Origin of the sequence: Rhodoferax sp. BLA1 (assembly GCF_013416775.1) — a bacterium.
Lineage (GTDB): Bacteria > Pseudomonadota > Gammaproteobacteria > Burkholderiales > Burkholderiaceae_C > Rhodoferax.
On the sequence record NZ_SZVI01000005.1, the window covers coordinates 176,254 to 201,014 of the forward strand.

Annotated in this window: 22 protein-coding genes; 10 read left to right on the forward strand and 12 right to left on the reverse strand. The window is 60.9% G+C overall.

Annotated features, from left to right (window positions below; all coding sequences use genetic code 11):
- Positions 1-9: 9 nt before the first annotated feature.
- Entirely contained in the window at positions 10-309 is a 300-nt protein-coding gene (gene gatC / locus FDG13_RS06495; protein WP_180125992.1) for an Asp-tRNA(Asn)/Glu-tRNA(Gln) amidotransferase subunit GatC, read from the reverse strand.
- A gap of 202 nt (positions 310-511) precedes the next feature.
- Between gatC and FDG13_RS06500 the strand changes: the two genes are divergently transcribed.
- The 4 genes from FDG13_RS06500 to mrdA are packed head-to-tail and all read left to right on the forward strand — an operon-like array spanning position 512 to position 5,110.
- Positions 512-1,555 carry a rod shape-determining protein gene (locus FDG13_RS06500; RefSeq protein ID WP_180125993.1) on the forward strand — a complete coding sequence of 348 codons (1,044 nt, stop codon included), beginning with the start codon at positions 512-514 and terminating at the stop codon, positions 1,553-1,555.
- A 16-nt stretch (positions 1,556-1,571) separates the two neighbouring features.
- Positions 1,572-2,495, forward strand: coding sequence for a rod shape-determining protein MreC (gene mreC, locus FDG13_RS06505; protein ID WP_180125994.1), 924 nt, complete (start codon positions 1,572-1,574; stop codon positions 2,493-2,495).
- Positions 2,492-3,022 (forward strand): rod shape-determining protein MreD, encoded by a 531-nt coding sequence (gene mreD, locus FDG13_RS06510; protein WP_180125995.1) that lies wholly within the window; start codon positions 2,492-2,494, stop codon positions 3,020-3,022. Before mreC ends, mreD begins: the two co-directional genes overlap by 4 nt.
- 3 nt (positions 3,023-3,025) lie before the next feature.
- A complete protein-coding gene (gene mrdA / locus FDG13_RS06515; protein WP_180125996.1) occupies positions 3,026-5,110 on the forward strand; it encodes a penicillin-binding protein 2 in 2,085 nt (694 codons plus the stop codon).
- On the opposite strand, the gene FDG13_RS06520 is transcribed toward mrdA, so the two are convergent.
- From FDG13_RS06520 to FDG13_RS06540, 5 genes are all read right to left on the reverse strand, one after another.
- Positions 5,097-6,119, reverse strand: a complete 1,023-nt coding sequence (locus FDG13_RS06520; protein ID WP_180125997.1) for a GGDEF domain-containing protein — start codon at positions 6,117-6,119, stop codon at positions 5,097-5,099. The two genes, mrdA and FDG13_RS06520, sit on opposite strands and share 14 nt — an antisense overlap.
- 50 nt (positions 6,120-6,169) lie before the next feature.
- On the reverse strand, positions 6,170-6,928 hold the full coding sequence (locus FDG13_RS06525) for a TSUP family transporter (RefSeq protein ID WP_078366887.1): 759 nt from the start codon (positions 6,926-6,928) through the stop codon (positions 6,170-6,172).
- A 360-nt stretch (positions 6,929-7,288) separates the two neighbouring features.
- The gene (locus FDG13_RS06530; RefSeq protein WP_180125998.1) at positions 7,289-7,687 is read right to left on the reverse strand and encodes a rhodanese-like domain-containing protein; all 399 of its coding nucleotides are present in this window, start codon (positions 7,685-7,687) and stop codon (positions 7,289-7,291) included.
- A gap of 60 nt (positions 7,688-7,747) precedes the next feature.
- Positions 7,748-9,259: an aldehyde dehydrogenase family protein gene (locus FDG13_RS06535; protein WP_180125999.1), complete on the reverse strand. Its 1,512-nt coding sequence runs from the start codon at positions 9,257-9,259 to the stop codon at positions 7,748-7,750.
- A gap of 115 nt (positions 9,260-9,374) precedes the next feature.
- Positions 9,375-10,469 carry a saccharopine dehydrogenase family protein gene (locus tag FDG13_RS06540; RefSeq protein WP_180126000.1) on the reverse strand — a complete coding sequence of 365 codons (1,095 nt, stop codon included), beginning with the start codon at positions 10,467-10,469 and terminating at the stop codon, positions 9,375-9,377.
- A 138-nt stretch (positions 10,470-10,607) separates the two neighbouring features.
- Between FDG13_RS06540 and FDG13_RS06545 the strand changes: the two genes are divergently transcribed.
- From FDG13_RS06545 to rocF, 3 genes are all read left to right on the forward strand, one after another.
- The gene (locus FDG13_RS06545; protein WP_180126001.1) at positions 10,608-11,069 is read left to right on the forward strand and encodes an Lrp/AsnC family transcriptional regulator; all 462 of its coding nucleotides are present in this window, start codon (positions 10,608-10,610) and stop codon (positions 11,067-11,069) included.
- Between the two features lie 161 nt (positions 11,070-11,230).
- Positions 11,231-12,778, forward strand: coding sequence for a PAS domain-containing methyl-accepting chemotaxis protein (locus FDG13_RS06550; RefSeq protein WP_180126002.1), 1,548 nt, complete (start codon positions 11,231-11,233; stop codon positions 12,776-12,778).
- A gap of 19 nt (positions 12,779-12,797) precedes the next feature.
- Entirely contained in the window at positions 12,798-13,721 is a 924-nt protein-coding gene (rocF, locus tag FDG13_RS06555) for an arginase (RefSeq protein ID WP_180126003.1), read from the forward strand.
- 9 nt (positions 13,722-13,730) lie between these two features.
- Here rocF and FDG13_RS21290 read toward each other — a convergent pair whose 3' ends face one another.
- Entirely contained in the window at positions 13,731-15,359 is a 1,629-nt protein-coding gene (locus tag FDG13_RS21290; RefSeq protein WP_180126004.1) for a methyl-accepting chemotaxis protein, read from the reverse strand.
- A 127-nt stretch (positions 15,360-15,486) separates the two neighbouring features.
- On the reverse strand, positions 15,487-18,492 hold the full coding sequence (locus FDG13_RS06565) for an L-glutamate gamma-semialdehyde dehydrogenase (protein ID WP_180126005.1): 3,006 nt from the start codon (positions 18,490-18,492) through the stop codon (positions 15,487-15,489).
- 164 nt (positions 18,493-18,656) lie between these two features.
- Between FDG13_RS06565 and FDG13_RS06570 the strand changes: the two genes are divergently transcribed.
- Entirely contained in the window at positions 18,657-19,115 is a 459-nt protein-coding gene (locus FDG13_RS06570; RefSeq protein ID WP_180126006.1) for an Lrp/AsnC ligand binding domain-containing protein, read from the forward strand.
- Between the two features lie 63 nt (positions 19,116-19,178).
- On the opposite strand, the gene yidC is transcribed toward FDG13_RS06570, so the two are convergent.
- Genes yidC through rpmH form a run of 4 tightly spaced genes read right to left on the reverse strand, consistent with a single transcriptional unit; the run spans position 19,179 to position 21,762 of the window.
- Positions 19,179-20,891, reverse strand: a complete 1,713-nt coding sequence (yidC, locus tag FDG13_RS06575) for a membrane protein insertase YidC (RefSeq protein WP_180126007.1) — start codon at positions 20,889-20,891, stop codon at positions 19,179-19,181.
- On the reverse strand, positions 20,888-21,172 hold the full coding sequence (gene yidD / locus FDG13_RS06580) for a membrane protein insertion efficiency factor YidD (RefSeq protein WP_180126008.1): 285 nt from the start codon (positions 21,170-21,172) through the stop codon (positions 20,888-20,890). The genes yidC and yidD overlap by 4 nt, the downstream gene beginning before the upstream one ends.
- Positions 21,169-21,573, reverse strand: coding sequence for a ribonuclease P protein component (locus FDG13_RS06585; RefSeq protein ID WP_078364900.1), 405 nt, complete (start codon positions 21,571-21,573; stop codon positions 21,169-21,171). Before FDG13_RS06585 ends, yidD begins: the two co-directional genes overlap by 4 nt.
- A 54-nt stretch (positions 21,574-21,627) precedes the next feature.
- Entirely contained in the window at positions 21,628-21,762 is a 135-nt protein-coding gene (gene rpmH / locus FDG13_RS06590; protein WP_006299042.1) for a 50S ribosomal protein L34, read from the reverse strand.
- Positions 21,763-22,035: 273 nt separating this feature from the next.
- Here rpmH and dnaA point away from each other — a divergent pair, with 273 nt between their 5' ends.
- Positions 22,036-23,445, forward strand: a complete 1,410-nt coding sequence (dnaA, locus tag FDG13_RS06595) for a chromosomal replication initiator protein DnaA (RefSeq protein WP_180126009.1) — start codon at positions 22,036-22,038, stop codon at positions 23,443-23,445.
- A 69-nt stretch (positions 23,446-23,514) separates the two neighbouring features.
- Positions 23,515-24,621 carry a DNA polymerase III subunit beta gene (gene dnaN, locus FDG13_RS06600; protein ID WP_180126010.1) on the forward strand — a complete coding sequence of 369 codons (1,107 nt, stop codon included), beginning with the start codon at positions 23,515-23,517 and terminating at the stop codon, positions 24,619-24,621.
- The last annotated feature ends 140 nt before the right edge of the window (positions 24,622-24,761 follow it).

The following is a 24,761-nucleotide window of genomic DNA, read 5'->3' on the forward strand; positions in this document are numbered from 1 at the left end:
GGGCTTGGCTTATTCGATGACCTTGGGCACCAGGAACAGGCCGGACTCGACCGCAGGTGCACTCTTCTGGTTGGCGTCGCGCTGGTTGGGCTCACTCACCACATCATCACGCAGGCGCAGCGCCATGTCGCCGGCCACATCCACCGGGTGCGCCAGTGGCACCACCCCTGCGGTGTCCACCAATCGCATTTTTTCAACCACGCCGAAAAAATCGTTGAGTTGGGAGCACAAGCGGGTGCGTTCATCGGGTTGGAGACCAAGCCGCGCCAGATGCGCCAGGCGGTCAATATCAGCAAGGGTCAGAGACATGGCTTTATTTTGGTTGCAACAGGGTGTAAATCAGGGTTTCAGCAGCCCCTGGGCACGGCTTGTGCGGGGGTGATAGGGTATTATCCCGTCTTTGGGCAACAGTCCAAAACGGCATGGTTTATTGCCGAAAACCCACCATTTTGAACACATTACAGGGTGACAAGCGAGCCGAAGTGCTGTTTGTACCCGAGAGGACCGATTCATGTTTGGAGCATTCCGTCAGTATTTCTCCACTGACCTCGCCATTGACCTGGGCACCGCCAACACCCTGATTTACGTACGTGACAAGGGTATTGTGCTGGACGAACCCTCGGTGGTGGCGATCCGCCACGAAGGTGGCCCCCAAGGCAAAAAAACCATCCAAGCGGTGGGCAAGGAAGCCAAGGCCATGCTGGGCAAGGTGCCTGGAAACATCGAGGCGATCCGCCCGATGAAAGACGGCGTGATCGCCGACTTCACCGTCACAGAGCAGATGCTCAAACAATTTATCAAGATGGTGCACCCGCGTTCGGTGTTTCGGCCCAGCCCGCGCATCATCATTTGTGTGCCCTGCGGCTCCACCCAGGTCGAGCGCCGCGCCATCCGCGAAAGTGCGCTGGGCGCCGGTGCCAGTGATGTGTACCTGATCGAAGAACCCATGGCAGCGGCCATTGGCGCAGGTTTGCCGGTGTCTGAGGCCAGCGGCTCGATGGTGGTCGACATTGGCGGCGGCACCACCGAGGTGGGCGTGATTTCGCTGGGCGGCATGGTCTACAAGGGCAGCGTGCGCGTGGGTGGCGACAAGTTTGACGAGGCCATCATCAACTACATCCGCCGCAACTACGGCATGCTGATTGGTGAACCCACTGCCGAATCCATCAAGAAAAGTATTGGCTCAGCCTTCCCCGGCAGCGAAGTCCGTGAGATGGAAGTGCGCGGGCGCAACCTGTCTGAAGGTGTGCCACGCAGCTTCACGATTTCCAGCAATGAAATCCTCGAGGCCTTGACCGACCCGATCAACAACATCGTTTCGGCGGTCAAGAATGCGCTGGAACAAACCCCACCGGAACTTGGTGCCGACATTGCCGACCGCGGCATGATGCTCACCGGTGGCGGCGCCCTGCTGCGTGACCTGGACCGCCTGCTGGCCGAAGAAACCGGCCTGCCTGTGCTGGTGGCCGAAGACCCGCTGACCTGCGTGGTGCGCGGCTGCGGCATTGCGCTGGACCAGATGGAACGTCTGGGCTCCATTTTCACCAGCGAATAAACACCGGGAGTCAGCGATGCCACTGGGTACGCTGGACAGATCACCGCCGCCATTCTTCCGGCAAGGGCCGTCGGCCCTGTCCAAGTTGGTTTTTTTTGGTGTACTGGCGGTGCTGATGATGGTGGCAGACAACCGTTTCAGCATCATCAAACCGGTTCGTGCAGCGATTGCCACGGTCATCTATCCCTTGCAATGGGCCATGCTGCAGCCGGTGATCTGGACGCGTGACGGTGGCAAATATTTTGATTCGCTAACCACCTCCCAGGCCAATGAAGCGGCGGCCCAATACCAATTGGGCCTGCAATCCCAACGTGCCCAACAGGTGGAACAACTCAGTCAGGAAAACGCCCGATTGCGCGCACTGCTGGGCTTGCGTGACCGTGTCAACACACCCGCCCTGGCGGCGCAGGTTCTGTATGACGCCGCCGATCCATTTAGCCGCAAGGTCATCATTGACAAAGGCGCCCTGGCGGCGGTACAGACGGGCTCACCGGTGCTGGACGAGCTGGGTGTGCTGGGCCAGGTCACACGTGTTTACCCATTGGTCAGTGAAGTCACCTTGATCACAGACCGCAACCAGGCCATTCCGGTGCTCAACGCCCGTACCGGTCTGCGCGCCCTGGCTTTTGGTGATGACACCCCGGGCAAAGGTTCACTGGAGCTGCGTTTTCTGGACGCCAATGTGGACCTGCAAGCCGGTGACCTGTTAACCACCAGTGGTGTGGACGGCGTCTACCCCCCTGGGCTGCAAGTGGCACGGGTGGACAAAATCGAGCGTGGCGCAGATTCTGCCTTTGCACGGGTGCGCTGCATCCCGGTGGCCGCAACCGCTGGCAGCCTGCATGTGCTGGTGTTGCAACCCCTGACCGGGCAGATGCTGGCACGGCCCGAGCCCACGGTCAGCCTGCCTTCGGCCAAAGCCAAAGGGGGCAAACCATGATGATGCCGCGTGGCCAACAGTTGTTGTTGCCGGCCAATCCCTGGTTCATCTGGGGCAGCCTGATCACGGCGCTGGCGCTGAACATGCTGCAAAACATGGGGCTATGGGGGCGCGCCGCCTGGCTGCCGGATTTGCTGGCACTGATTCTGGTGTTCTGGGCCATTCACCAGCCCCAGCGGGTGGGTGTGGGGGCGGCCTTTTTACTGGGTCTGGCGATGGATGTCCACCAAAGCGCACTGCTGGGGCAACATGCCCTGGCCTACAGCGCACTGAGTTTTCTGGCCATTGGCATTCACCGGCGGATTTTGTGGTTCTCGGTACCGAGTCAGGCGCTGCAACTGCTGCCGCTGTTTGCCGCCGCACACGCACTGACCTTGATCATCCGGCTGCTGACCGGGGAGTATTTCCCCGGTTGGTCGGTGGTGTTGTCCCCGCTGATTGAGGTCTTGTTGTGGCCAGTGGTGAGTGTGTTGCTGTTGCTGCCGCAGCGCCAGGCGCCCGACCGTGATGACAACCGGCCGCTGTAAACCATGACGGTGATCCGCAACGTTCAGGCCGAGCTGTCTCGTTTTCGCCTGCGGGTGCTGGTGGCCAGTATCGTGGTGGTGGGGTGTTTCAGCCTGGTGGCGGCACGGCTGGTGTATCTGCAGGTCACACGCCACGAGGATCTGCTGGCGCAAGCGGAGAACAACCGCACCGCCATCGTGCCGATCGTGCCCAACCGGGGCCTGATTCTGGACCGCAACGGGGTGGTGTTGGCGACCAACTATTCGGCCTACACCCTGGAAGTCACGCCGGCAAAGGTGGCCAACCTGGAGCAGACCATCGACGATCTGGCCAAGGTGATTGACATCACACCGCGGGATCGCAAACGCTTCAAAAAACTGCGCGAAGAGGCCCGCAGTTTCGAGTCCTTGCCACTGCGCAGCCGACTCACCGACGAAGAGGTAGCCCGCTTTGGCGCACAACGCTACCGCTTCCCGGGGGTGGACATCAAAGCCCGCCTGTTTCGCAACTACCCGTATGGTGCGCTGGCCAGCCATGTGATCGGTTACATCGGGCGCATCAACGCGACGGAGAAAGAGGAGCTGGAAAGCTCCGAAGACCCGGCCAACTACCGTGGCACCGACTACATCGGCAAACTCGGTGTGGAGCAGAGTTTTGAGCCACAGTTACACGGCATCACCGGCGTCGATTCGATGGAAACCTCGGCCGGTGGGCGCGCCACCCGGCGCCTGACCAGCCAGCCTTCCACACCCGGCAACACCATCAAGCTGTCGATCGATATCAAGTTACAAAAACTCATCGAAGACCTCTATGGCGATCGCCGTGGGGCGCTGGTGGCGCTGGACCCCAAAACCGGTGAGGTTTTGGCCTTTGTCAGCAAACCCACCTTCGATCCGAACCTGTTTGTGGAAGGCATCGACCAGGACAACTGGGCTTTGCTCAACGAGTCGATTGACAAACCGCTGCTCAACCGGGCCTTGCGCGGCACCTACCCACCGGGCTCCACCTACAAACCCTTCATGGCGCTAGCCGCCTTGAGCACCGGCAAACGCAATGCCAGCACGCTGGTCAACGACCCAGGCTTCTATATGTTTGGCGGCCACCGCTTCGGCAGTCCTGAGAATGATCGCACCGGCATCATGGACATGCACCGCGCCATCCTCTACTCCAGCAACGCTTATTTCTACTCCCTGGCCAATGAGCTCGGTGTGGATGCCATCCATGATTTCATGGCCCCGCTGGGCTTTGGCCAGATCACCGGCATTGACATCCACGGAGAAGTGCGGGGGGTGTTGCCCAGCCAGGCCTGGAAACGCGGCTACTACAAACGCCCTGAGCAGAAAAAGTGGTACGCGGGTGAAACCATTTCCCTGGGCATTGGCCAGGGGTACAACAGCTTCACCATGCTGCAGTTGGCGCAGGCCACCGCCACTTTGGTCAATGGGGGCCTCAAACACAAACCCAAGCTGGTGATTGCCACACAAGATGCCCACACCCGGGTCGAGACGCCGCTGGCGGCTGATCCGGTGGTGAACCTGGGGTTCAAGCCGGAACATGTGGACATCATCCGGCAGGCCATGGTGGGTGTGGCACAAGAAGGCACCTCCTCACGTGTGTTTGCCGGTGCCAGCTACGTCAGTGGTGGCAAAACCGGCACGGCGCAAGCCGTGTCGCTTGGCAAGAACGAAAAATACAGCGCCATTCGCATGGAAGAGCGCAAACGCGACCACGGCCTGTACGTCGCTTTTGCACCGGCCGATGACCCCAAAATTGCGCTGGCCTTGATTGTTGAAAATGCAGGTTTTGGCTCCACAGCGGCGGCCCCCATCGCCAGGCGTGTATTTGACTACTGGCTGCTTGGGCAATACCCCAGCGAAGAAGACCTGGCGGCCGTCAGCCGCGGTCAGGCCACCGCGCCGATTGGCAAACCACGACTGGCAAGTGAGGTGCTCCTGGCCAGCGTTTCAGGCCTGCCTAACGCCGCCGCCTTGGCCGCCAGTTCGGTAGCCTCTCAGGCAGCGGGTGCGGCCAGTGGGGCCACATCGGGTGCGTCGGCTGCATCCGCCGCGCCAGCCGCCAGCGCAGCGGGCCCGCTCACGCGCAGGTGATTCGGTCGCGCCCGTCCTGCTTGGACCGGTACAGCGCAGCGTCAGCGCGAGCCGTCAGGCTGTGTGTGTCATCCTCGGGCTGGGCCAGGGCCACGCCGCCGGACATCGTGACCGTCAACACCAACGCCTGGGTACGCCGATCACGGATTTTCAGTGCCTTGGTGCGTGCGCGCACCTGCTCTGCCACCTTGAGGCATTCCTCCAAGGTGGTGTCGGGCACCAGCACGGCAAACTCCTCACCACCGTAACGCGCCACACTCAGCGTTCCTCCCGGCGGGAGACAAGTTTTGAACACCTCCCCCACGGCCTGCAACACACGGTCACCCTTGAGGTGGCCATGGGTGTCGTTGACGGCCTTGAAATGGTCAATGTCAAACATGATCAGGCCATGCTGATGCGCCTCGCTGGCTGGCCGTGCCAGCATGGCGGCCAGTTTCTGGTCGAAGCCTTTGCGGTTGAGCACCTGGGTCAGCGTGTCGATCAGCGACTCGTCGCGCACCCGGTTGAGTTCGTTCTGCAGGCGCTGGATTTCGCTCTGGCTGCCCTTGACATCCGACTCCAGCGCATGGGCTGAGCTGCGCATCCGCGCCGTGCTCTCGATCACCTGAAGCACCATCGGTGCCGTGAGTGTGTTGTTGAGCGTTTGCAAATTGGCGGCCAGGGTGTCGAGCTGCGCACTGAACTGGTCGGCGCTGTTGCCGGTGCTGCCTGCCGCATCGGCCAGGGTGGTCATGACTTTCTGCAACTCGTTGCCAATGCGCTGCATCGCCTGCGGGTCCAGGTCCGCCACATGGGCCTGGTACAACATCAACAGGTCATCGTCGGTGAGTCGGCGACCACCGCGCATCAGCAGGTCCATGGCGTGGTTCAAGCGGTTGTTGCTGCCAGCGGCGTACTCAAACCAGACGGTGTAAGTCAGTGGGTTGAAGGCCGCATCATGCTGACCCATACGCGCCAGCACGATGCGCAGCAGCTCGGCGCTTTGTTCTTTCGACTGTGAGTAACGCAAGATCAACTTTCGAAGGAAGAGTCGACGGTCAAAGCCGTCATGTTAGCCACTCAGCGCAGAAAGGCGTCATAACTGGTCTTCAAGATGAGCGCACTGACCACCACCAGAAACACCCCACGCACAAAGCCGGTGCCATGTTTGAGCGCCAGCCGGGTGCCCAGCAGGCTGCCCAGCACATTGGCCAAAGCCATCACCAGCACAAAATGCCACCAGATGTGTCCTTTGCTGATGAACAACACCAGCGCCGCCACATTGGTGGCGCAGTTCACCAGCTTGGCGGCTGCCGAGGCGCTCAGAAAGTCGTAACCCAGCACCCGCACAAACAAAAACACCAGAAAACTGCCGGTGCCCGGGCCAAAAAAGCCGTCATAAAACCCAATGACCAGACCAATCGCAGCTGCCGCCAGCTGCTCCTGACCCCCCGCAAAACGCGGCACATGGGTGCGGCCCAGTTCCTTCTTGGCCAGCGTGTAGAGCAGCACCGCCAGCAGCACCAGCGGCAAGACCTTTCGCAAAAAATCTGGTGAGATCACCGTCACTAACCAGGCCCCGGCAAACGAGGCCACCAGACCCGCCACGGCGGCTGGCCACAGGGCGACCCAGCGTATCTGAACCCGGCGGCTGTATTGCCAGGTGGCAAAGGCCGTACCCCACAGCGATGCCCCCTTGTTGGTGCCAAACAGGGTGGCCGGGTGGGCGGTGGGAAAAGCGGCAAACAGGGCAGGCACCAGGATCAGGCCACCGCCACCAACGATGGCATCGACAAAACCGGCAAACAGACTGGCCAACGAGACAATGAGTAATTCCATAGGGACCATTGTCGCATTGGCAGCAACTCGAACAGCTTCTATTTGTATAGCTATTGACCCTTGTTAGATAAGGGCTGTAAGCCAATTTTTTATATAAACCGGGACACCGCCTTGTGGGCGGCGCAGCCATTAAAAAAGGCACCGGGTTGGCCGGTGCCTTGTCTCTGTTTTTTTGTGTGACCTCGTTGGGTCTGTCTCCTGGGGCCTCTCACCATGCCCGGGCGTAGCGCCCGGGTGATGGTTCAACTGTACGCGCCACAGCGGTCTGCGGCCATCGGGACATACCCTTTTCAGGTTTACCCTTGATCTGTGTCTAGGAATCGGGTGCCTTGTGGGCTCATGTGGCCCGCAGCCGCAGAACTACTTGGCCTCGCCCGTCACCACTGGCAAGCCAGCTTTGCTCCAGGCGATCAGACCACCCTCCATGTTCACCGCCTTGGTGAAACCGGCCTTGGCCAGGATCTCCTGGGCACGGGCCGAGCGTTGGCCGCTGCGGCAGAACAACACCACCGGCTGGTTCTGGTGGGCGCGCAACTCCGGCAGGCGGCTCTCCAGCTGACCCAGCGGGATCAGCGTGGTGCCGGGCGCATGGCTCTCGGCGTATTCGTTGGGTTCGCGCACATCAATCACCAACGCGCCCTGGCTTTGCAGGGTGGCACCCTGATTGACATCGACGCTGGCCACACCGGCCCAGGCGCCAAGCGAGGCGCTCAAAGCAACACACACCAGTGCAGATCGAAGCCATTGTTTGTTTGTCATGCGGTTCACCTTGTTTGAAAAAGAGACAGAGCATACAGGCGAGCACCGGCCCCAGCCAGCTCAGATGTCAAATCTGACACCTTGCGCCAGCGGCAGCGCGCTGGAGTAGTTGATGGTGTTGGTGGCTCGGCGCATGTAGGCGCGCCAGGCGTCCGAGCCACTTTCGCGGCCACCGCCGGTTTCTTTCTCACCCCCAAAAGCACCGCCAATTTCAGCACCCGAGGTGCCGATGTTCACATTGCTGATGCCGCAGTCCGACCCGGCTGCCGACAGGAAACTCTCCGCCTCACGCAGGTCGTTGGTGAAAATGCTCGACGACAGGCCTTGCGGCACGTCGTTGTTGAGCGCGATGGCCTGGGCCAGCGTCTGGTAGCTCAGGATGTAGAGGATGGGGGCAAAGGTCTCGTGGCGCACCACCTCGGTCTGCGCGGGCATCTCCACCAAGGCGGCGCTGACATAAAACGCCTGCGGGTACTGCGCTTGCAGAACCCGCTCACCCCCGGTGACCACCCCCCCTTGCTGGCGCGCCAGGACCAACGCCTTCTGCATGGCCTCAAACGCGGCCTGGTCGATCAGCGGGCCCAGCAGGGTGCCAGGCTCGGTGGGTGCGCCGATCCTGAAACTGGCATACGCCTTCTTGAGCCGCGCGACCAGATCACCATAAACATCCGCATGCACGATCAGGCGCCGTGCGGTGGTGCAGCGCTGCCCAGCCGTGCCAGCTGCGGCAAAAGCCACCGCACGCACCGCCATGTCCAGGTCGGCACTGGGCGCCACCACAATGGCGTTGTTGCCACCCAGCTCCAGCAGGCTGCGGCCAAACCGTGCTGCAACCGCCTGGCCTACGGCACGGCCCATGCGGGTGCTGCCGGTGGCCGACACCAGGGCCACCTTGGGGTGGTCCACCAGCGCCTGGCCGACATCGGCGTGGCCCAGCAGCAGCTGGCTCAGGTCGCGGCTGAGCTCCGGTTGGCCAAAACGCACACAGGCGCGCTCAAACAGGGCCTGCACCGCCAATGCACACAGTGGCGCTTTCTCGGAGGGTTTCCAGACCACCGCATTGCCACAGACCAGCGCCAAGGCCGCGTTCCAGGCCCACACCGCCACCGGGAAATTGAAGGCAGTGATCACCCCCACGGCACCCAGCGGGTGCCAGGTTTCCATCATGCGGTGGCCGGGGCGCTCGCTGGCCATCGTTGAACCGTAGAGTTGGCGCGACAGACCCACGGCAAAGTCGCAGATGTCGATCATCTCCTGCACCTCACCCAGGCCTTCGGAGGAGACTTTGCCCACTTCCAGCGTCACCAGCTGACCCAGCGCCTGCTTGTGGGCACGCAACTCCTCACCCAACAGGCGCACCAGTTCACCGCGCTGCGGTCCCGGCACCACACGCCAGCGCAAAAAAGCGCCATGGGCACGCACGGCGGCGTGGGCCACCTGGTCCAAGGGGGTGCTGTGCACCTGCGCCAGCAGCTGGCCGTCGATTGGCGACAGAGTAGCCAGATCTCCCCCTTGCAAGGCTTGGGGGGCCACACCCAAAGAGGCCATCAGTTCGGTCACAGAGGTCTGCATGATTGCTCCTGAAAAAGGTGCTATTGGCCCTTATTTTATAAGGGCCGAAGCTCATTTTTATCTATAAATCCTCGGGTCATCCGGTCGACCAGGGCCTCTGCGCCCGGCGGTCCTCTCAACCTATCGACTCGACCTGACGCGACTGCTGGTAGGCGCTGCCAAAGCGGTTGGCCAGCAGATCGGGCAGGGCCACCTGCTCTTGTTTGATGAAGCCCGACTGCGGCAGTTTTTTCTCGCGGAACAGGTCGATGGCGCCGCAGATGCCGGCTGCCGTGGTGATCTGGATCGCACTCATCGGGTTGGTCTCGGAACGGTCGGCAAAAATCTTGCGCGCAAACACCTCTTGCATGAACTTGCCGTCACATTCACCGCTGACGGTGACAAACACCAGCACCACGTCCTGCATCGTGAGCGGCACGGATTTGCGCAAAATCGCCTTGAGGGTTTCCTGGTCGTGCTGCATGCCCAGCTCTTGCAGCAGCATTTTCATGATGGCGCCGTGGCCGGGGTAACGCACGGTCTTGTAGTCCAGCGTTTGCACCTTGCCTTTGAGTGTGTCGCACAGGGTGCCCAGACCGCCGGAGGTATTGAAGGCTTCGTACTCGGTGCCGTCCAGGCTGAAATGTTCCATGCCTTCGAGTGGCAGCACCTCGATCACGTTGCCGTCACGGATGGCTTCGCAGGGGTGGCAATACTCGTTGATCAGGCCGTCCACACTCCAGGTCAGGTTGTATTTGAGCGAGTTGGTGGGGAAGGCAGGCAGCGCCCCCACGCGCATCTTGACCTCGTGCAACTCGGTGAATTTGCGGCTCAGGTGGTGCGCCACGATGCCGATAAACCCCGGCGCCAGACCACACTGCGGCATGAAAGCGGTTTTGGCGCCTTCGGCCAGGGCCATGATGCCGCGTGTGGCGGCCACGTCTTCGGTCAAATCAAAATAATGGCAACCAGCCGCCTTGGCCTGGGTTGCAACAGTGAGCGCCAGGTGGTAGGGCAAGGCGTTGATGACGGCGTCATAACCCGTCATGCTGTTGCGCAATTCGTCCACGTCCGAGGTGTCGATCAGCGCGGTTTCCACCGGCAGATGGGCCAGCGCCTTGAGCGCCACCACACTGCAATCGACCACCTTGACGGTGTAGTCACCACTCTTGGCCAACCAGGCCGCAATGGTTTGGCCGATGTGACCGGCACCCATTAAAACAACACGCATGACTTGCTCCTTAAACATCACCGAGATGCACCCAGTTTAGGTCTCCTGCGTGTCGAAAGTGGTGGCTTATTGGACAAAATCACGCTTGAAACAGACACTATGATGAATGTATTGTCATAACGTCAAATTTATGAAACCATGAGCCCAAACACCTTGCCCACACCTGTATTGCGCGACGCGCTGGACCGCCAACTGCTGGCACTGTTGCAGCTCAACGCGCGTGAATCGGCCGCCAACCTGGCGCGCCAGTTGGGCACCGCGCGCACCACAGTGCTGTCGCGCCTGAACCGCCTGGAGCGCGAAGGCGTCATTGCCGGCTACACCGTGCGCCTGGCGCAGGACATGCTCAACCAGGGCTTGCAGGCTTTTGTGGGCCTGACGGTGCAGCCCAAGGCCGGGCGTGGCATCGAGGAGCAGCTGCAACGTATGCCCGAAGTGCGCCAGCTGTGTGCGGTAAGTGGTGAGTTTGACTACGTGTTGCTGCTGCGCGCGGAGTCGGCAGTGCGGCTCAACACCCTGCTCGACGACATCCGCAACCTCGAAGGAGTGGTCAAAACCACCACCTCGGTAGCGCTGGCCTGGAAGATCGAGCGCACCTGAAGAGCGGCGGCCCCGCGCCAGCGCAGTGGTGCATCAGTGCACGCTCTAGCCTCTCGGTCCAACTTTTGGCACGTTCCTTGCAGAAAAAGTAAAATACTGTTTCGTTTTTTGCAAATCGTTGGAACAGGCCCCTGCCTGACATAACCGAGAGTCTTCCCGCCATGCGTATCAACCTCCCCGTGAGCCAGCAGGAGTACCAGTTTCCAGCGGCCGAAACCCTGCTGTCGACCACCACGCCAAACGGCACTATCACCTACGCCAATGCTGCGTTTGTGCGCACCAGCGGTTATGCGGTGCATGAGCTGATGGGCCAGCCGCACAATTTGGTGCGCCACCCGGACATGCCGGTGGAAGCCTTTGAGGACATGTGGCGCACCCTCAAAGAGGGGCAATCCTGGCGCGCGGTGGTGAAAAACCGGCGCCAGAACGGGGACCACTACTGGGTCTGCGCCAACGCCGCACCCATGCGGCGCAAAGGCCAGCTCACCGGGTATCTGTCGGTTCGCACCCATCCCCCGCGCCAAGAGATTGATGCCGCTGCCCAGCTCTATGCCCGTTTTAAAGCGGGTAAGGCTGGCGGGCTGGCGTTCCACCGGGGCTTGGTGGTGCGCACCGGTTTGATGCGCTGGGCCAGTACCCTGCAGCTGCTGCCCACCGCCTGGCGTGTGCGCTTGCCGCTGCTGGGCGTCGGGCTGCTCACCGGTTCGGTGCTGGTCGGCTCAGGCTTGGGCCCGACGGTGATGATGGCCAGTGCTGCGGCGCTGACGCTTAGCCTGTTGCTGGCCGATGTCTTCATTGAGCAGCAAATCACCACACCGCTGCGGCACATCAGGGTGGCTGCGCAACAGGTGGCGACCGGTGAATCGGCGCCCGACCTCAACCTCAACCGGGTGGACGACATTGGGCAAATCGCCCGCTCCGTCAACCAGTCCGGCCTGAACCTGCAGTCCCTGGTGGCCGATGTGTTTGAGCAGGCCTCGGGCGTGCAGGTGGCCAGCCAGGAAATTGCAGCGGCGGCCAGCGACCTCTCCAGCCGGACCGAGCAAGCAGCCTCCAACCTCGAAGAAACCGCTGCGGCCATGGAGCAGCAAACCGCCTCGGTCAAGCAAAACGCGGACACCGCCCTGCACGCCAGCTCCTTGGTGCAAAACGCCACCGAGGTGGTGGCCAAGGGTGGCAACAACATGGGCCAGGTGGATGCCACCATGGCACAAATCACCCGCTCCAGCCGCAAAATTGCCGACATCATCAGCGTGATTGACGGCATTGCCTTTCAGACCAACATCCTGGCCTTGAACGCAGCGGTCGAGGCGGCCCGGGCCGGTGAACAGGGTCGGGGTTTTGCCGTGGTGGCCTCCGAAGTGCGCAGTCTGGCAGGCCGCTCGGCCGCAGCGGCCAAAGAGATCAAGGCCTTGATCGACGACTCGGTCAGCCAGGTCGAAAGTGGCTCAAAACTGGTGGCCCAGGCTGGCCAGACCATGGCCGACGTGGTGAACCAAGTCAACCATGTCAACGACCTCATGCGCGAGATCACACTGGCCTCCAAAGAGCAGTCTCTGGGCATCTCACAAGTCGGTCAAGCAGTGGCCCAGCTCGATGACATGACACAACAAAACGCTGCCATGGTCGAAGAGAGCAGTGCGGCTGCGGCCAGCCTGGGTGAACAGGCCCAGCGGCTGGTGGGTGCGGTCAAGGTGTTCTCGTCATAGCGAGGTACAGTGCGACCCCATGACAAACCCTATTTCCCTCATTGGAGCACCGACCGACATTGGCGCGGGTAGCCGTGGTGCCAGCATGGGCCCCGAAGCCCTGCGTGTGGCCAACATCATCCCGGTGTTACAGAGCCACGGCCTGGATGTGATCGACCGGGGCAACCTGAGCGGCCCCAGCAACCCCTGGTTGCCGCCGGTGGATGGCTACCGCCATCTGGACCAGGTGGTGGCCTGGAACCAAGCGGTGCACAACGCGGTGTATGCCGAGCTGCAGCAAAATCGCCTGCCGATCTTGCTCGGCGGTGACCACTGCCTGGGCCTGGGCTCAATCAGCGCGGTGGCGCGGCATTGCCGCGACGTGGGCAAGAAGTTACGTGTGTTGTGGCTGGACGCCCACGCCGACTTCAATACCAACGCCTTGACCCCCAGCGGCAACATCCACGGCATGCCGGTGGCCTGCCTGTGCGGTTACGGGCCGGACGTGCTGACCCGCATCGGCGGCCAGGTGCCTGCGATCAACCCCAAATGGGTGCGCCAGATTGGCATCCGCAGCGTCGACGAAGGTGAAAAGCGCCTGGTGCACGAAGCCGGTCTCGATGTGTTTGACATGCGTTTCATCGACGAGATGGGCATGCGTGCCGCGATGGAGCTGGCACTGGCGCTGGTGGACGCCAACACCCACCTGCATGTGAGTTTTGACGTGGACTTTCTCGACCCCGACATCGCGCCAGGTGTTGGCACCACGGTGCGTGGTGGCCCGACCTACCGTGAGGCCCAGCTGTGTATGGAGATGATCGCCGACACCGGCCGCCTGGCCTCACTCGACGTGATGGAGCTCAACCCGGCCTTTGATGTGCGCAACAAGACCGCCGAGGTCGCGGTGGACCTGATCGAGTCGCTGTTTGGCAAAAGCACCCTGATGCGCAAAACGGCTGCCTGAGCGCGGCGCTCAGAAGCTTTCCCATTCACCCTCAGACGAAGCTGCTGGCTTGTCTGCGGGTTTCACCGGGGCTGGGGTGTGGCTGATCTGTGAGACGCCGGGCCGAACCGAGGGCGGTTTGGTGGCGACAGACAACTTGGCGCGGGGTGCAGGTGCAGCCACGGATTTGACGCTCACCTGGCGTGGGGCTTGCTGCACAGGCGTTGCCCGGTCGGAGGTTGCGCCTGTGCTGGACTTGAACACCGCCACGGTTTGCACCAGCTCCTGGGCCTGTGTGCGCAAACCACCCGCAGCCGCAGCCATCTGTTCTACCAGCGCCGCGTTTTGCTGCGTGGCTTGGTCCATTTGTGTCACTGCTTCGCTGACACTGGCCACACCGGAGGCCTGTTCACTGCTGGCGGCACTGATCTCACCCATGATGTCGGTCACGCGGCGGATAGCGTCAACCACCTCGGTCATGGTGGTGCCAGCCTGGTCGACCAGCGTGCTGCCCAGCTCCACCCGCTCCACACTGGTATTGATCAGGGTCTTGATTTCCTTGGCGGCCTCGGCACTGCGACCGGCCAAGCTGCGCACTTCAGAGGCGACCACGGCAAAACCGCGGCCCTGTTCACCAGCCCGGGCGGCCTCAACCGCCGCATTCAAGGCCAGGATGTTGGTCTGGAAAGCAATGCCGTCAATCACACTGATGATGTCGCCAATCTTGCGCGAGGCTTCGTTGATGCGGCGCATGGTCTCTACCACCTGTCCAACCACCTGCCCGCCCTGGGCCGCCACACTGCTGGCGTTCATGGCCAGCTGGTTGGCTTGGCGGGCGTTGTCGGCAGACTGGGTGACGATCTGGGTCAGGCTGGCCATGCTGCTGGCAGTGCGCTGCAAGTTGCTGGCGGTCTGCTCGGTGCGGTCGCTCAGGTCCTGGTTACCACTGGCTATTTCGGCGGCAGCCAGCTCAATGCTGTGGGAGCCGGTGCGTACCGACGACACCGCCACGTCCATGCGCTCCAAAGTGGTCTTGAGCGCCTGGCTGGAAGGCGTGCCTGTGGCAACCCCGGACACATTGAGCAAGATGCCATCGGTCTGGTTGATGCGAGAGACCAGCACCGCCAACTCTTCCCCGGCCTGCGCGGCACGCGCCATGCCGGTCACCAGCACAATTTCGACGCCCGACTGCACCACCACATACACCGCGTGCAGGACAATGACCTTGAAGTTGGGTTCTGTCAGGCAGTACAGGCCATAACCTGCCGCTTGCAGGCGGTCAAACAACACATGGTGCACCGCGTACATGGCCGCGCCGAAAACGATGATGCGCCAGTCCCGGTACACCAGCAACAGTGCCAAGGTGACGAACACCCCAAAGTGGAACTCCAGCATGCCTTGTGCCAGCTGGATATGCAACACCACCAAGCCCACCAGCACAAAGGTCAGCACAAAACGGCTCAGCGTCGTGCCTTTGGCGCTGGCATACACCACACCCGCCAGCAACACAAAAGCCATTGTTCCACCCACCGCGAGCGCGGTATCCACAAACTGTGCGCCCAGAATCAGCGCCGCTACCGCGCTGAGCCCAATGGCCAGCAAAATGATCCGGTCACCAAACGTGTCTACCGGTGTTGTGTTTGCCGCGTTGTGGGTCATGTCTGTCTCCTGGGTATGCCGGTGGGTGGCCAGGTGCCACCATCCGTTTTGCACGGACTATGCCACAACAACCACCCCCTCGTGGGCGCCCCAGACGCCCCGGCTCAGGCGCTGCGCCCCCTATTCCTCACCCCGCCAACAAGGCCGCGTTGCCCCCCGCCGCTGTGGTGTTGATGGTGATGGTCTGTTCGGCGCAGAAGCGGTACAGGTAGTGCGGGCCACCGGCTTTGGGGCCGGTGCCTGACAGGCCTTCGCCGCCGAACGGTTGCACACCCACCACCGCGCCAATCTGGTTGCGGTTGATGTAGACGTTGCCGATGTGGGCTGCGTGCGCCAGGGCTTGAGCGCGGCTGTCGATGCGGGTCTGGATGCCAATCGTCAGGCCATAACCGAGTCCATTGATCTGTTCAATCACCTTGAGCGGGTCACTGGTCCAGCGCACGATGTGGAGCACCGGACCGAAAATTTCCTGCTTCAGGTCGCTGATGTTCGCCACCTCATAGGCTTGCGGCGCAATCAAGTTTGCTACCTTGCTGGTAGCTGCTTGTCCTTTTCCTGATTGGGCTGGAAGGCGTTTTGCCTCTACATCCAAGCGTTGCAGCTGCTGCTGGATACCGGCAAAGGCCTCGGCGTCGATCACCGGGCCCAGGTCGGTGGCCAGGTCGGCCGGGTCGCCCACCACCAGTTCGCGTGCGGCGCCGCAGATCATCTCGATCACATGGTCGGCAATTTCCTCATGCAGACACAGCAGGCGCAACGCCGAGCAGCGCTGGCCCGCACTGCGGAACGCGGATTGCATCACCACGTCACACACTTGCTCAGGCAGCGCGGTGCTGTCGACCAACATGGCGTTGATGCCACCGGTTTCGGCGATCAGCGGCACGATCGGGCCGTCTTTGGCGGCCAGGGTCCGGTTGATGGTTTTGGCAACCTGGGTGCTGCCGGTGAACACCACACCGGCCACGCCGGGTGCTGCCACCAGGGCGGCACCGACGGTCTCACCCGGGCCGTGCAAGAGCTGCAGCGCGCCTTCGGGCACGCCAGCGGCGTGCATCAGTTTGACCATCGCCAGCGCCACACCAGGGGTTTGTTCGGCCGGTTTGGCCAACACGGTGTTGCCGGTGACCAGGGCGGCGGCGATCTGGCCGGTGAAGATGGCCAGCGGGAAGTTCCAGGGGCTGATACAAACCCAGGCACCACGGCCCGTCAAAAACAGCTCGTTGCTCTCACCGGTGATGCCCAGCATGGTGTTGCCCTCTTTGCCCGGCAAGGTTTGCGGCTGCATGATGGCCTCGGCCTGGGCAGCGTAATAACGCAGGAAGTCGATGGCTTCGCGCACCTCGCTGATCGCGTCGTTCCAGGTCTTGAAAGCTTCCTTGACCAACAGGGCGCAGAACTGCGGCAGCTGGGTTTGCAGCGCATCGGCAGATTGGCGCAGCGTGGCAGCGCGCTCAGTTACCGGTATTTTGCTCCATGTTTTGTAGCTGCTAGTGCTTATTGATAAAGGGCCGGAGACCAATTTGGCATCAAACACTGGCACACTGGGCACCTGCGTGCTGGCGTAGGCGGCCAACAGGCTGTCGCGCATCGCGGGCACGGTCAGGTCCAGACCGGCGCTGTTGGGACGCTGTGTGCCAAACAAAGCCAATGGCAGAGGCAGCGACGGATGGGGTTCCTGGCGCAGCGGTGAGACCAGCAGCTCAGCAACCGGCAGGGTTTCATCAGCAAGCTGGTGCACAAACGAGGAGTTGGCACCGTTTTCCAGCAGGCGGCGCACCAGGTAGGCCAGCAAATCCTTGTGGGCGCCGACCGGCGCGTAGACGCGGCAGGCGATCTGCGGGTTTTTCAGCACCTCGTCATGGATGCCTTCGCCCATGCCGTGCAGGCGCTGCAATTCGAAGGGCGAACCCGTTTTCTCGGCCATCTGCAGGATTGCGGCGATGGTGGCGGCGTTGTGGCTGGCAAATTGCGGGTAGAGCGCGTCGGGCGACTCCAGCAGGGCCTTGGCGCAGGCCAGGTAGGACACGTCGGTGTGGTGTTTGTGGGTGAACACCGGGTAGTGCGGCAGGCCCAACTCCTGGGCGCGTTTGATCTCGGCGTCCCAATACGCGCCCTTGACCAGGCGGCACATCAGGCGCAGCTTGTACTGGCGCGCCAGGGCAATCACATGCTGGACCAACTCCTGCGCATTGGTCTGGTACGACTGCATCGCCAGGCCAAAACCGCGCCATTGCGGGCACTGCTCGGCCACCTTGGCCAGCAGCGCCTCAAACACCGCCAACGAGAGTTCCAGCCGGTCCACCTCTTCGGCGTCAATGGTCAGGTTGATGTTGGCGCGCGCCGCCTGTTCACACAAACCCCAGACGCGCGGCACCAGCTCGGCCAAAACCCGGTCCACCTGGGCGTATTCATAACGCGGGTGCAAGGCGCTGAGTTTGATGGATATGCCGTCATTGTCCTCACAAGCCCTTGTTGGGCTTGAGGTGGTAGCTATTGCAGCAATAGCATTCTGATAACTCTTCAAATGGTTCAGCGCATCGGCATCGGTGCGTGAGCCTTCACCCAGCATGTCGTAGCTGTAGCGCAGGTTGGGCGTCTTCTTTTTGGCCGACACCGCCTCGGACATGCCCTCGGCCATGGTCTGGCCCAGCACAAACTGGCGGCCCAGCAACTGCACCGCACGCAAAGTCGCAGCCACCACGGTGCGCGCGCCCAGCTTGGCCAGCAGACCGGGTTCACCGGTCTTGTCACCGACCGTGGGCAGGAAGTGTTTGCTCAGCGCGATGGCGGTGCTCGACAGGCGCGAGATCACCTTGTCGCTGCTGCCCTCAAAATCCGCGCGGCCCAGCTGGTCGGCGGTCAGCGCGATGGCGGTCTCGGCATCGGGCACACGCAGCAGGGCTTCGGCAAGACGCATCAGGGCCAGGCCCTCGGCGCTGCTGATCGGGTACTCCTTGAGCAGGCTCTCCATCGCCCAGAACGGGGGCGGGTTGTCGCGCACCGCCTGCACCCAGGGTGCGGCCACGCGGGCCACGGCCACCCAGTCCAGCGCTTGGCCCAGGGAAGTCAACCGCTGGGCAACGATGGCGGCTTCGGGACGGTACGGTTCAGGCAAGCGTTGGGTCAACAACATGGGGAAAACTCCGGCAACAAATAAAAGCGCTATGTTGTCGGTTTATTCGGTGAATTTTTCACTTTATTTTTGATTTGATATAGTGATTCATTCATCTATCCGGCGTTACCAGGCATGTTTAGACGCTCTGACCGCCACTGAGACAAGACAAATCCCCGAACACCATGGAACTCGACCGCATTGACCGCAAGATCCTGCACGCCTTGCAAGAGGATGGCCGCATCAGCAACCTCAAACTGGCCGAACTGGTCACCCTGTCACCCACCGCCGTGCTGGCGCGGGTGCAACGGCTGACCAAAGACGGTGTGATTCAAGGCTACGAGGCGCGGCTGGACCCGGTCAAACTGGGTGCCGGGCTGATGGTGTTTGTCGAGGTGCTGCTGGACAAGACCACGCCCAACGTGTTTGAGGCCTTCAAGGCAGCGGTGCAGGTGCGCGTCGAAATTTTGGAGTGCCACATGGTGGCCGGTGGCTTTGATTACCTGCTCAAGACCCGGATGGCCGACATGAATGCCTACCGCGAGTTTGCCGGCACCGTGTTATGGCAACTGCCGGGTGTGCGTGAGACACGCACTTATGCGGTGATGGAAGAGGTCAAGAACACCACCCATCTGCCGGTATAAGCAGACCGCCGGGCGGTCTGCCGGGCAAGCTCAGCAACAGCGTGCCGAGCTTGTCACACCGGGTCAGAACTTGGGCAGGTGGAACTTCGGTGGCACACCCATGCGGGTGTTGATGACCCACTGCTGGGCAATCGACAAGATGTTGTTGGTGATCCAGTACAACACCAGGCCCGAGGGGAAGAAGAAGAACATCACGCTGAAGGCCAGCGGCATGAACCACATCATCTTGGCTTGCAAGGGGTCTGGCGGCGCCGGGTTTAGCGAGGTCTGCAGCACCGTGGTCAACGTCATGATGATCGGCAGGATGTAGAACGGATCGGGTGAGGACAAGTCATGGATCCAGCCCAGCCACGGTGTGTTGCGCATTTCCACGCTCGACAACAACACCCAGTACAGCGCAATGAACACCGGAATCTGGATCATGATCGGGAAACAACCGCCCAAGGGGTTGACCTTTTCCTCGCGGTAGATGCGCATCATCTCCTGCTGCATCTTCTGCGGGTTGTCCTTGAGGCGCTCACGCATCTCGGTCACTTTCGGGTTGACCGCCTTCATCTTGGCCATGCTGGCATAGGCCTTGGCATTGAGCCAGTAAAACGCAATCTTGAGCAACAGCACCAGCGCCATGATCGACCAACCCCAGTTGGCGATGACGTTGTGCAGCTGCACCAGCAACCAGTACAGCGGCTTAGCCAGCATGGTCAGCCAGCCATAGTCCTTGACCAGTTCCAGGCCGGGTGTCAACGAGCTCAACACTTCTTCTTCCTGAGGACCAGCAAACAAGGTGGTGTCGAGTGTTTTGCGTTCACCCGGTGCCAGCTCGGCCAGCGGTGCAATCATGCCCACCGAGTACAAATTGGTGTCGACCTTGCGCAGGAACAGGTCACGGTGGATGCCATCACCCAACAGCCAGGCGCTGGCAAAGTAATGCTGCACCATGGCCACATAACCGTTGGTGGCGGATTTCTCGACATCGACCTTGTTCTTCTCGATGTCTTCAAAGTTGACTTTTTGGTACTTCTTGGCTTCGGTGTAAATCGCCGGGCCGGTGAAGGTGGAGTAAAAGCTTGACTCACCCGGCGGCTTGTTGCCGTCGCGCACCAGTTGCAGGTACAGCTGCGGCACCACAGGTGAGTTACCCACATTCACAATTTCGTGTTTAACTGCCAGGGCATAACTGCCGCGTTTGAAGGTGTAGGTCTTGATCAGCTTGACACCACCCACCTCGGGCGATTCGAACCGCACTTCGAGCGTCTGGCTGCCGTCTTTGAGGCTGCGCTCACCGGGTGCCAGGGTCATCACGGCCTTGTGGGTGGGCAGGGCAGGGCCGCCGTTGGCCGCAATCAGACCCGACTGGGCCAGGTAAACCCGCGATGGGCTGTCGTCGAGCAAGACAAAGTTGCGGGACTTGTCCGCCATATCGATGTGTTTGAGGAACTCGGTACGCACCACCGAACCACCTTCGGTGTCAAAGGTGACCTTCAGCACATCGTTCTGGACAACCACTTGCTCATGCGCGACTTTCGCCACATCTTGTGCAGGCAAACCGCTCGTAGCCTTGGCTATATCTGAGCTATTAGCTGCAGTATTTGTAGCAGTGGGTACCGCGCTTGGCACGCCGCTGGCCGGTGTTGCGCTGGCACCTTGGGCCACCACCGGGGTCGGGCTCGGGAAAAAGGTCGTTGCCCGCCCGTTGTAGACCTGCCATTGGTCCCATAGCATGACCAGAGACATGCCAAAGACCACCCACAACATAGTGCGCCGAATATCGTTCATGAAGACTTCTTTTCAGGGGAAGTTGAGATCAACCGGGTCAACAGGCGACGCGGAGAAACAGTGTTGGGCGGCGGGACGGGGTCAAGCCCTCCCTCACACCAAGGATGGCAACGCCCCAGACGCTTGAGCGTGAGGTAGCTGCCTTGGGCCGCACCATGGGTTTGCAAAGCTTGCAGAGCATACGCAGAACAGGTCGGCTCAAAACGACAAGCCGACCCCAGCGACGGGCTCAAAAACAGCCGGTAGCCTTTGACCAGGCCGATCAACAGACGCGCCATCATGGCTGTTGCGGGCGTGCTGCCACGGCCCGAGCAAACAACTGCTGCAACTCACTGCGCACCGCCGCTTTCAGCACCTCAGACGTGGCACTGACAAAGTGCTGGCGATCAAAACCGCTGCGCAGTCGCACCACATGGGCAGACCGCGTCAGTGAAGAGGCAAAGTCCTGGCTCACGGCGTACACCTGGCGCTTGATGGTATTGCGGGTGACCGCACGTTTAGCCCAGCGTTTGGGCACCATGGCGCCCAGCCAGACATCGTCCACCGCAAACAGTGGTTGACGGGCTTCATCGGTTTGATTGGCATTCAGGGCCACGCAATGCAAGGCAAAGTGAGGGGTTCGCGCCAAAGTGGAGCCAGCCAATACCGCCTGGAACTGTGGGCGGTTTGCAAGACGCTGCAAGGTCAGGCCGCGTGGAGAAGGCTGGACAGCCGCTGACCCATCTCGCGACGGGATTTAGACAGCCAGACGCTTGCGACCCTTGGCGCGGCGCGCATTGATCACAGCGCGGCCGCCACGGGTTTTCATGCGGACCAAAAAGCCGTGGGTGCGAGCGCGACGAATTTTGGAGGGTTGGTATGTGCGTTTCATTTTGGAAATCCTAAGAGGCTAAAGCAGCTGATTGCTCCACGGAACAAGTGCCCGTGCCAAATCAACCGACGTTCGGTTTTCTCCTGAAATGTTCAGGGAACCGCGGATTATCGCAAATTTTTGTGACCAGCGGTTCACCATTAGTTTCATAGATGTTCGCAAGGGCCTGCCAGCAGCAAGATTTGCGGGTTGCCACGGGGTGTGGATAAGGCTTTGATAAATTAGAATACAGGGCACAGCAATTTAAAACTATCCACACCAAGCTGACACCACATGACGCAGGGATCCCCACCGCAGCCAGACACCCACGAGGTCCTGGCCAGCCCCGATTTTTGGCAAACCTGCATCGAACAACTGGCGCAGGAGTTGCCTGACCAACAGTTCCAGACCTGGATCAAGCCACTGACAGCACAGGTCTCTGACGACCTGTCCAAAGTCACGATTTTTGTCGCCAACCGCTTCAAGATGGACTGGATCCGGGCGCAATACAGCGCCCGCCTGGCCGCCCTGATGGAGCGCCTCACCGGGCAACCCGTCAGCATTGAACTGGCTTTGGCCGCACGTGAGCCGACCCCCAGGGCGCCCCTGCTTGGTAAACCCGCCAATGCGCCGGGCCAGGCGGCCGCCCCGAGTCCAGACAACATCAACAGCAACGAGCCCCTTAAAAGCCGGCTCAATGCCGCGTTGACCTTTGACGCCCTGGTCGAGGGCAGCGCCAACCGCATGGCGCGCGCCGCTGCCATGCATGTGGCGGGTATGCCTGGTCATCTGTACAACCCCTTGTTTATTTACGGCGGTGTCGGCCTAGGCAAAACCCATTTGATGCACGCTGTGGGTAACCAGCTGATCAGTGAGCGACCCAACGCCAAGGTGCTCTACATCCACGCCGAGCAATTTGTGACCGACGTGGTGAAAGCCTACCAGCGCAAAGCGTTCGACGAGTTCAAGGAGCGCTACCACTCGCTGGACCTGCTGCTGATCGATGACGTGCAGTTTTTTGCCAACAAGGAACGCACCCAGGAAGAGTTTTTCAACGCCTTTGAGGCCTTGCTGGCGCGCAAATCACACATCGTGATGACCAGCGACACCTACCCCAAAGGCCTGGCCGACATCCACGAGCGCCTCGTCTCGCGCTTTGATTCGGGCCTGACGGTGGCCATCGAGCCGCCCGAGCTGGAAATGCGGGTGGCGATTCTGATCAACAAGGCGCATGCCGAAGGCATCGTGATGCCCGAAGAGGTGGCGTTTTTTGTTGCCAAGAATGTGCGCTCGAACGTGCGCGAGCTCGAAGGTGCTTTGCGCAAAATTCTGGCCTACTCACGCTTCAACCAAAAGGAAATTTCGATTGCCCTGGCACGCGAGGCGCTACGCGACCTGCTGTCGATCCAGAACCGGCAGATTTCTGTGGAAAACATCCAGAAAACGGTGGCCGACTACTACAAAATCAAGATCGCCGACATGTACTCCAAAAAGCGCCCGGCCAGCATCGCCCGGCCACGCCAGATTGCCATGTACCTGGCCAAGGAGTTGACACAAAAGAGCCTGCCGGAAATCGGCGAGTTGTTTGGCGGGCGCGACCACACCACGGTGTTGCATGCGGTGCGAAAAATTGGAGGGGAACGCCAACAATTGACGGAGCTCAACCAGCAGTTGCACGTGCTGGAGCAGACCCTCAAAGGCTGAAACAAATGAGTGGGAAAATAGCCGAAACACATCGACCAATCCATTAGAAACAGACCGGAAGAAGACAACATGATTGTGATCAAAGACACCCAAAGTAAAGTGCTCTCCGTGCTGCAGGCAGTCTCCGGCATTGTGGAGCGGCGTCATACCCTGCCGATTCTGGCCAACATCATGTTGCGCAAAACCGGCGCCAGCGTGCAGCTCACCACCAGTGACCTCGAAATCCAGATCCGCACCACTGCCGATCTGGGCGGTGATACCGGCGACTTCACCACCACCGTGGGTGCGCGCAAACTCATCGACATCCTGCGCAGCATGCCCAGCGACCAGGTGGTGTCCCTTGAATCCAGCGCGGCCAAGCTGATCCTCAAAGGTGGCAAGAGCAAGTTCACCCTGCAGACCATGCCCGCTGAAGACTTCCCGCTGGTGCAGGAGTCGGCCAACTTTGGCCCGGTGTTCAGCGTGCCGCAAAAAACCCTCAAAAATTTGCTCAGCCAGGTGTCTTTTGCCATGGCCGTGCACGACATCCGCTATTACCTCAACGGCATCCTGTTTGTGGCCGAAGGCCAGCAGCTCAGCCTGGTCTCGACCGACGGCCACCGCCTGGCGTTTGCCAGCGCCACGCTGGATGTGGAAGTGCCCAAACAAGAGGTGATCCTGCCGCGCAAAACGGTGCTGGAATTGCAGCGCCTGCTCAGTGATGCCGAAGGCGCCATCGAGATGCAGTTTGCCAACAACCAGGCCAAATTCAGTTTTGACGGCATGGAGTTTGTCACCAAGCTGGTGGAGGGCAAGTTCCCGGACTACAACCGCGTCATCCCGCGCAACCACCAAAACGGCATCACTCTGGGCCGTGCGGCCTTGTTGTCCACCCTGCAGCGCACCGCCATCCTGACCAGCGACAAGTTCAAAGGTGTGCGCCTGAACATCGACCCCGGCACCCTGCGTGTGGCCGCTAACAACGCCGAGCAGGAAGAAGCCGTGGACGAGCTGGACATCGACTACAGCGGTGACAGCATCGAGATTGGTTTCAACGTGACCTACCTGATTGATGCGCTGTCCAACATGAGCCAGGAGATGGTCAAGATCGAACTCTCCGACGGCAACAGTTCGGCCTTGCTGACCATTCCCGACAACGACACGTTCAAGTACGTGGTGATGCCCATGCGAATCTAGACGCACAGGCTGCCCCCGTGCACCCCACCAAACCCGCGATGAGCTGCTTGTTCCTTGCGGGTTTGATGTTTCCAGACTTCCCGAAATTTACGATGTTTTGCGACAGCGCTGACCGCCAAAAGCCTGTCTAACCTGATCAA